This window comes from Amycolatopsis sp. NPDC059657 (assembly GCF_042734395.1).
Taxonomy (GTDB): Bacteria; Actinomycetota; Actinomycetes; order Mycobacteriales; family Pseudonocardiaceae; genus Amycolatopsis.
Window position 1 is genome coordinate 1 of record NZ_JBHWEB010000215.1, and the last position, 8,606, is coordinate 8,606.

Consider the following 8,606-nt stretch of genomic DNA (forward strand, 5'->3'; position numbering starts at 1 on the left):
TCTTGCTGTGTTGGTGGGTTTTCACCCCCAAACACCCCACACGACCTGTGGGTGTCAGGGGGTTGCCGTGGAGGGCGGCTTGGGTTCGTCGTTCGTCCATTCGGCCGAGAGCACGATCTCCCAGTACGGGCCCTGCGGTCCGTCGACACCTGGGGTCGCCTTGCCCTCGCTGCCGTAGCTCAGGAGCTTGCCGGTGTTCGTGTCGACGATGAGCTTGTGCGGGGTTTCGTTCCGGCCGGGTTCGGGGGCGATGGTCACACCCATGCCCTTCCTGCCCTGCGGATCGGTGACCGGGCCGTCCGAGGTCACGCCGTCGAGGCCCGCCAGCATCTTGAACAGCCCCGCACGGGCTTCCGGGCGGACTGGGAATTCCGAGAGGAAGTACATGGCGAAGCGGATGAGCCAGTCCTTCTGACTGACCTGACTCGCGAGCGGCCGGTTGAGCAGGAAGGCCTTCAGCTCGGCAGGGTCGGCGGGCAGCGCGGCCCATTCCTCCCTGGTGAACGTTATGGGCTTGCCGTCGGGCGTGGAGCCATAGCCGATGACGTCTTCGCGGTTCACCGTTTCGAGCTTGGCACCGCCTGGGGTGGCGTCGACCATGGCCGGCTGGCCGAGAATCATCATTGGCAGCTTCAGCACGGTCGGGGAGCCGTCGCGCTTCCATGCTTCGGCGTCGGCGGGGGTGGTGGGCTTGCCCCCGAGTCGAACGGTGCCGTAGTGGTCCGGTTTCGCCGGGTCCGCCGCGACCCAGATCTCCGCCAAGCCGCGGGTGTCGTAGTGATAGGTGTTGGGCGCGAGGCCGAACTTTTCGGTGCTCTGGTGGATGACCCGGGTGCGGTAGTACTTGCCTGTGGCCAGCGGCTCTTTCGCGGCTTGGGTGGCCGCGACGAGCAGAACATCGCGGCCGGACAACGGTTTGCCGCTGTCACCCGGGAGTGCCACGATGCCGGTCGCGACCGCGGCGCCGATCGCCGCGGTGATGACCAGGCGCCTGCCCAGCTTGGGGCGGGCGGATTCCGGGGCTTGCGTGAACATGCGGGCCCGTGCCTGGGCGACCACCGACGGGTCGGGTGCGGCGGCGGGCGGGAGGAGACGGCGGATCTCTTCGAGGTCGTTCATGACTGTGACTCCAGTGAAGTGCGGACCTTGCGGCGGGCTCGGCTCAGGCGGGAACAGACCGTCCCGTAGGAAATGCCGAGCGCGGCCGCGACCTGGTCGTAGGTCAGCTCCGCGAGTGCGATGAGCAGCAAGACGTCGCGGTCGCCCGCGGACAGCCCGGCGAGCGCGCGGGCGAGTGGTTCGCGCAGGTCTTGAGCGCTGACCCTGGCGATGGCCGCTTCCTCGTGGCCGAGTACGGCGGACGAGGGGTCGAGCCTGGTCAATGCGCGATAGCCGCGGATTTCGGAACGCCGGTGGCGGCGCGTGAGATTGCTGGCGATGCCGTACAACCACGCGCGATGGTCGCCGCGCGACGGGTCGAACCGGTCGCGGGTGCGGTAGGCGACCAGGAAGGTCTCGGAGGCCACGTCATCGGCTATGTCGACTCCCAGTCGTCTAGCGACATAGCCGTGTATCTCCGCGAAATGCCGGTCGAACACCGCCTCGAAGGTGTCCGGTGGTGATTCCGCTTTCGCGTCGGGTGGAGCTGTCATGCAGCACTCCTCGGTCGCGCGCCCACCGGCCTGTCCGGTGGGCGCCGTCAACCGTTCTTGCCCGAAGCGGTCTTTACCCTTCTCGATCAGATCGGGTTGAAGTGACCGAGCGGCGCCGTGCAGAACGGGCCGCCGAGCCATTCACCGCCGCTGGGCAGCGGCTTGTCCTTGAGCTGCTCCGCGTAGACCTCGGCGTTGTCGAGCGACTTGTAGCCCAGTGCCTCGGCCTCGGCCAGCGAGTAGAGGCGGCGGGTGTTGTCCGAGACGCCCCAGATGAGCCGGTAGCCGGGGGAGGGCGCCGAAAGGCAGGCCTCGAACAGGCGCGCGCCGTCGTCGGGGGAGAGCCAGGTGACCAGCCCGCGCGGGCCGAGCACCAGCGGCGACTCGAAGCAGGAGCCGATGCGGATCGCGATCACGTCCATGCCGAAGCGGTCGTGGTACAGCGAGCCGAGCGCTTCGATCGCGGCCTTGCTGACGCCGTAGTAGGTGTCGGGACGCGGCGACGAGTCGGCGGGGTGGCCGCCTTCGGGGGTCTCGTCCACGCGACGGAAGCCGACGGAGTGGTTGCTGGACGCCAGGATGACGCGCTGGATGCCCGCCTTCTGCGCGGCGTCGAGCACGACCTGGGTGCCGTTGATGTTGACGTCGAGCGTCGCTTCCCACGAGTTCTCGCGGCTGTGCCCGCCGAGGTGGATGAGCGCGTCGACGCCCTCGCAGGCCTTGGCCATCGCGTCGGGGTCGGTGACCGAGCCGGTGACGATCTCGACCGCTTCGCCGTCCGCTGCCGGAGTCTGCTCCGCGAGGTCGAGCAGGCGCAGCACCCGGCCGGCCTTGGCCAGGCGCGGGCGCATCAGGGTGCCGACGATCCCCGCGGATCCGGTGATCAGGACGCGCTGGTCTGCCATGAAGACTTCCTTATCGCTAGTGAAGGGATTTAGCGGATACCGGCCCGGCGCAGGCGCTGCCCGAGCTCGGCCGTGGTCTCGGCCAGCAGTTCGCCGACGCGGCGGACGTCTTCGTCGGTGACCTGGCTGACCGGCATCGAGCAGCTCATCGCGTCGGTGCCGGGAATGCGGTACGGGATCACCGCGGCGACACAGCGGACGCCGAGGCTGCCTTCCTCGCGCTCGGACGCGTACCCGCGCTCGCGCGTGGCGGCGCATTCGGCGTGCAGCGCGTCGAGGCTGGTGATGGTGTTCGGGGTGAGCGCGGCGAGCTGATGCGGCATCAGCTCGTTGATCTCGTCGTGGGTGAGCTCGGCGAGCAGTGCCTTGCCCAGCGCGGTGGCGTGTGCGGGCAGTGTGCGGCCGACGCGGGACACCAGGTGGGTGGACCTGGTCGACTCGCGGGTCTCCAGGTAGACGACCTCGGTGCCGTTGCGGCGGGCGAAGTGCGCGGTCAGTCCTGTCTTCTCCCTGACGAGCTCCAGCGCCTCCGTGGCGAACGGGACGACCGGATCACGATCGAGATACGCCGTGCCGCAGATCAGCGCGCGGACGCCGAGGCGGTAGCGCGCGGTGTTCGCGTCGGCTTCCAGCCAACCGGCCTCGAGCAGGGTCTTGAGCAGGCCGTGCAGGCTCGACCTGGGGAAACCGGTGCGGGTGTGCAGGTCGGACAGTGACAGCCAGACGTCGTTCGCCGCGAAGGTCTCGATCAAGTCGATCGCGCGGCGGGCCGATTTGACCCCGGCGTTGTCGCTGCTCGCACCCGTCCCGTTACCCGTTGCCGGGATTGCGACCTTTTGCGGCATCTGGGCCTGCTCCTTCTGGTCGTTGACAGGTGACTTGGGCCATATTAGCGTCCCGAACAACGTTCTTATGGATGAACATAATCACTATAACAGACTCCGTTCACGGATGTGAACAACGAGAGGGGTCAGCGGTGCATTTGCTCGACTGGATCATGGTGTCCGCGTACTTCGTGTTGATGGTGGCTATCGGCTTCTGGTCGCATAGCCGGGTCAGCACCGTGAGCGACTTCTTCACAGCAGGCGGCAAGATGCCGTGGTGGCTGGCGGGGATCTCGCATCACATGTCCGGCTACAGCGCGGTGCTCTTCGTCGCGTACGCGGGCGTGGCGTACACGGACGGCATCACCGTCTACTTCTGGGGCATGGCCTCGATCGGTATCGGTGTCGGCATCGGGTCCTGGCTGTTCGCGGCCAGGTGGAACCGGCTGCGCTCGAAGCTGGGTGTCTCCTCGCCGCTGGAGTATCTGGCCAAGCGCTACAACGTCCCGACGCAGCAGGCGCTCGCGTGGAGCGGCAGCCTGCTGAAGATCTTCGACATCGCCGCCAAGTGGTTCGCGGTCGCGACGATCCTCAACGTCTTCGCGGGTGTCGACTACACCTGGGGCATCATCATCACCGGCTCGATCACCCTCATCTACTGCACCGTCGGCGGTCTCTGGGCCGACGCGCTCACCGACTTCGGCCAGTTCGTCATCCAGGCCATCGCCGCGATCGTGATGCTCTGGGTCGTGCTCGCCAAGCTCGGCGGCATCTCGGGCCTGTGGACCATGTGGGGCAAGCTGCCCGCCGCGCACCTCAACCCGACGACCGCGAAGTTCACCACTGTCGTGTTGCTCGTCTATGTGCTGGTGAAAACGCTGGAGTACAACGGAGGCATGTGGAACCTGGCGCAGCGCTACATGGCCGCGCCGAACACCCAGGAGGCCAAGCGCGGCGCCCGGTTGTCCTCGGTGCTGTACCTGCTGTGGCCGCTGGTCATGATGTTCCCGATGTTCGCCGCCCCGCTGCTGATCCCCGGCATCAAGAACCCGAACAACGCCTACGCGATCATGACCACCACGTTCCTGCCCCCCGGCCTGATCGGCCTGGTGCTGGCAGGCATCTTCTCGCACACCATGGCGATGGTCTCCTCGGACGCCAACGCGATCTCCGCGGTCATCACCCGCGACATGATGCCGGTGCTGTGGAAGAAGGCGAAGAACTTCACCAACAGCCAGGGCCTGCTCGCCGCCCGGCTCACCACGGTCGTCTTCGTCGTGCTGACCATGATCGTCGCCACGCAAGCGCCGAAGCTCGGCGGTGTGCTCACGATCGTCGTGCAGTGGGTGGCCGCGCTGATGGGCCCGATCTCGGTGCCGCTGCTGCTCGGCCTGCTGCCGTGGTTCCGCCGCTCGGGTTCGCGTGCCGCGCTCGTCTCGTGGGCAGGTGGCCTGCTGGCCTACGCGCTGGCCTACTACGGCTTCAACGCCTCGCTGGCGGTGACCGTCTCGCTGCCGATCCTGGTCTCGCTGGCGCTCTACATCGGACTGGGCGCGGTACTGCCGGAACGCAACGCCGTGACCGACGAAATCATCGACACGATCGACCAGGCGGACGATGAAGTGCCGAACAAGCCGAAGGAGGGTTCGGCGATCCCCGCATAACGGGGGCCGTGCGAACACCTAAGTAAGAACAGGGAGAGTCGAAATACATGGCACAGCCCAAGATCGAGCTGGACGGTCTACTCGCGTTCCCGTTGACGCCGTTCACCGAGGATCTCGAACTGAACCTCGATGCGTTCGCGGAGAATGTGGAGAGTCACATCGCGGCCGGAGCCGGTGCGCTGTTCGTGGCCTGCGGGACGGGTGAGTTCAGCTCGCTCGCGCCCAGTGAGCTCGCGGCGATACTGGCGAAGGCACGCGAGGTGGCCAGCGGCCGGGTGCCGGTCTGGGTAGGTGCCGGTGGTGGCGCGGCGACGGCCCGCGCCGGGATCGCGGCGGCCCAGGAAGGCGGCGCCGACGGCGTGCTGCTCCTGCCGCCGTACCTGGTGACCGGGCCGCCGTCGGGACTGATCGACCACGTGCGCTACGCGGTCGGCGACTCGACGGTGCCGGTCATCGTGTACCACCGCGGCACCGGCGTGTTCACCGCGGCCACGGCCGTCGAGCTGCTCGACATCCCGTCCGTGGTCGGGCTGAAGGACGGCTTCGGCGACGTCGAGCTGATGACCCGGATCGTCACGGCGATCCGCTCGGTCGACACCGACCGGGCGCGGGACTTCTTGTTCTTCAACGGTTTGCCGACCGCCGAGGTCTCCGCGAAGGCCTACGCGGCGATCGGTGTCGCCCGCTACTCGTCGGCCGTGCACTGCTTCGCGCCGGAGATCGCGCACCGGTTCCACGCGGCGCTCGCGGCCGGTGAGACCGAGGTGATGGACGCGCTGCTGGCCGGTTTCTACCTGCCGCTGGTGGCTTTGCGCGACGAGACCCCCGGCTTCGCCGTGTCGCTGGTCAAGGCCGCTGCGCGGCTGCGCGGCGACAAGGTCGGCTCGGTCCGCCCGCCGCTGATCGAGCCGAAGGCCGAGCAGATCGACCGGCTCGAGAAGCTCGTCGAGCGCGGTTTCGCGGTGCTCAAGGGGATCGACGCCTGATGAAGATCCAAGACATCGTGCTCACCCCCGTCGCGTTCGCGGATCCCCCGCTGCTGAACGTGATGGGTGTGCACGAGCCGTTCGCGTTGCGCGGCGTCGTCCAGGTGCTCTGCGACGACGGCGTGGTCGGCCTCGGCGAGTCGTACGGCGACCTGGCGTTCCTGGACCAGGTGCGCCAGGTCATCCCGGAGCTGAAGGGCCACGACGTCTTCGACCTGCCCGGCCTGAAGCGCAAGATCGCGGGCGTGCTCGGCAAGGCCGTGTTCTCCGATCAGCACGGGCTCACCGGCGGTTTCTCCAACCGCAAGACCATCGCCACGGTGTACTCGCTGTTCGAAGTGGCCTGTCTGGACGCCCAGGGGCACTTCCTCGGCAGGCCGGTCGTCGACCTGCTCGGCGGGAAGTCCCGTGACGCGGTCGACTTCTCCGCGTACCTGTTCTACAAGTACGGCGCGCACCTCGGCGCGGAAGAGGACGCGTGGGGCGAAGTCACCACTCCGGAAACGCTCGTCGGCGCCGCGCGCACGATGATCGACCGGTACGGCTTCCAGTCGATCAAGGTCAAGGGCGGTGTCTTCGAGCCCGATCAGGAGATCGCGGGCATCCACGCGCTGGCCGAGGCGTTCCCCGGCCTCCCGCTGCGGATCGACCCGAACGCCGGCTGGAAGGTCGACACGGCCATCCGCGTCGCGCGTGAGCTCGACGGGGTGCTGGAGTACCTCGAGGACCCGACGCCGGGCATCGAGGGCATGGCGAAGGTCGCCGAGCAGGCGAACATGCCGCTGGCCACCAACATGTGCGTGGTCAGCTTCGACGACATCGAGCCGGCGTTCCGCCAGAAGGCCGTCGGTGTCGTGCTGTCCGACCATCACTTCTGGGGCGGGCTGCGTGACACGCAGGCGCTGTCGAAGACGGCGGAATGCTTCGGTGTCGGGCTTTCCATGCACTCCAACAGTCACCTCGGCATCTCGCTGGCCGCGATGGTGCACGTCGCCGCGGCGACCCCGCACCTGACCTACGCCTGCGACACGCACTGGCCGTGGAAGACGACCGATGTGATCGCGCCGGGCGCGCTGGAGTTCAAGGACGGTGCGGTCGCCGTCCCCGACAAGCCAGGCCTCGGTGTCGAACTGGACCCCGACGCGCTCGCCCGCGCGCACGAGGACTATGTCCGATGTGGACAGACCAAGCGGGACGATGTGACGTACATGCGGCGTTACGTCGGCTCCTTCGAACCGAACACGGCACGGTGGTGAACCCTTGCGGGTAACTGGTTACGCGTATTCCTGGGACGTCTTGGGCGACCCCGGCTTCGTCGAGCGCGCCCGCGACCTGGGCGTCGACGAGGTCGCGGTGGCGGTGTCCTATCACTCGGCCCGTGCTTCGACGCCATGGTCGCAAGAGCACACGGCGGTCGTCGCGCGGCACGCGGCGCTCTACCGTCCGGTGCGGGAGGAAGCCTGGCGTGGCGCCAAGTTACGCCCGGCCGCCCCGGAGTGGGACCCTGGCGACGCGGCAGGCGACGCCGTGCGGGTCTTGAACGCGGCGGGCATTCCCGCGGCGGCGTGGATCGTGCTGACGCACAACTCCTTGCTGGGCACGGAATTCCCCGAGCTCACGGTCCGCAACTGCTTCGGCGAGTTGTACCCGTGGGCGCTGTGCCCGTCGCAGCCGGAGGTGCGGGAGTACGCCGCCACGCTGACCGCGGAATGCCTGGAGGGACTGGAATTCTCCTCGGTCATCCTGGAGGCCTGCGGGCCGCTCGGCGCGATCCACCAGCACCAGCACGAGAAGACCGACGGTGTCTGGGCGCCCGCGGTGGCGCGGCTGCTGTCGATCTGCTGCTGTGACGCCTGTGCGGCGGGCTGGACCGAAGCGGGTGGCGACCCCGAAGCCATTCGCGGGAAGCTGCGCGCGGAGGTCCGGCGGCTGATCGGAACCGGTGACCTGGCCGTCACCGAGGACAAGCTGCTGCCGTCGTTGCGAGAACTGCTTCTCACCACGCGCCAATCGGCGGTCGACGCGTTGCGCCGCGGCGTGCTCGCGCAGATCCCGGACGGCGTGCGGATCGTGCTGCACGGCGCGCTCGACCCGTGGGTCACCGGCGCGCTGCCCGGCCTGACGCCCACCGCGGCGGAGGACGTCGACGCGGTGGTCCTGTTCAACTGGGTGCCCGGCACGGCCGCCACCTCGGCGGTCGCCGCGGCCAGGCAGGCCCTGCCGTCCACAGTGGACATCGGCAGCTACGTGACGGCCGTGGCCGCCAACCCGGTACCCGACATGGAGGCCTACGCTCGGGAGCTGGGGAAGGCGGGGGCCGCGGAGCTGCATCTGTACCACCTCGGGCTCGCCGGCCCCGGACGTTGGCCGGACATGCACGGCGCCACCAGCGGCGCACACGCTTCTTAGGAGAAATGGCAAAGATGGCTCAGACAGACCCAGCCACGCTGGAACAGATCCTCGCGGCCGCGGCGGAGGCCAGTGGGCCCCCCGCCGCCCCGCCCCCACCCGAGCCCGCCCCCAGGCCGTTGGAGGCGGCCGCCGCACGCGACGCCATCACCCACCTGATGACCCC

General features: G+C 68.4%; 8 protein-coding genes. 4 read left to right on the forward strand and 4 right to left on the reverse strand.

All coding sequences use genetic code 11. The annotated features are described in order from the left end of the window. Positions 1-54: 54 nt before the first annotated feature. From ACFV15_RS47015 to ACFV15_RS47030, 4 genes are all read right to left on the reverse strand, one after another. A complete protein-coding gene (locus ACFV15_RS47015) occupies positions 55-1,119 on the reverse strand; it encodes a CU044_5270 family protein (protein WP_378359885.1) in 1,065 nt (354 codons plus the stop codon). Then, the gene (locus ACFV15_RS47020) at positions 1,116-1,652 is read right to left on the reverse strand and encodes an RNA polymerase sigma factor (RefSeq protein ID WP_378359887.1); all 537 of its coding nucleotides are present in this window, start codon (positions 1,650-1,652) and stop codon (positions 1,116-1,118) included. Before ACFV15_RS47020 ends, ACFV15_RS47015 begins: the two co-directional genes overlap by 4 nt. Before the next feature lie 86 nt (positions 1,653-1,738). Next, entirely contained in the window at positions 1,739-2,557 is an 819-nt protein-coding gene (locus ACFV15_RS47025; protein ID WP_378359889.1) for an NAD-dependent epimerase/dehydratase family protein, read from the reverse strand. Positions 2,558-2,586: 29 nt separating this feature from the next. Next, complete coding sequence (locus tag ACFV15_RS47030; protein ID WP_378359891.1) at positions 2,587-3,402, reverse strand: IclR family transcriptional regulator; 816 nt, start codon at positions 3,400-3,402, stop codon at positions 2,587-2,589. A 131-nt stretch (positions 3,403-3,533) separates the two neighbouring features. Here ACFV15_RS47030 and ACFV15_RS47035 point away from each other — a divergent pair, with 131 nt between their 5' ends. The 4 genes from ACFV15_RS47035 to ACFV15_RS47050 are packed head-to-tail and all read left to right on the forward strand — an operon-like array spanning position 3,534 to position 8,440. Further along, entirely contained in the window at positions 3,534-5,045 is a 1,512-nt protein-coding gene (locus ACFV15_RS47035) for a sodium:solute symporter family protein (RefSeq protein WP_378359893.1), read from the forward strand. Positions 5,046-5,092: 47 nt separating this feature from the next. Next, complete coding sequence (locus ACFV15_RS47040; RefSeq protein ID WP_378359894.1) at positions 5,093-6,031, forward strand: 5-dehydro-4-deoxyglucarate dehydratase; 939 nt, start codon at positions 5,093-5,095, stop codon at positions 6,029-6,031. After that, a complete protein-coding gene (locus ACFV15_RS47045; RefSeq protein WP_378359895.1) occupies positions 6,031-7,287 on the forward strand; it encodes a glucarate dehydratase family protein in 1,257 nt (418 codons plus the stop codon). Before ACFV15_RS47040 ends, ACFV15_RS47045 begins: the two co-directional genes overlap by 1 nt. Before the next feature lie 4 nt (positions 7,288-7,291). Further along, entirely contained in the window at positions 7,292-8,440 is a 1,149-nt protein-coding gene (locus ACFV15_RS47050) for a hypothetical protein (protein ID WP_378359897.1), read from the forward strand. The last annotated feature ends 166 nt before the right edge of the window (positions 8,441-8,606 follow it).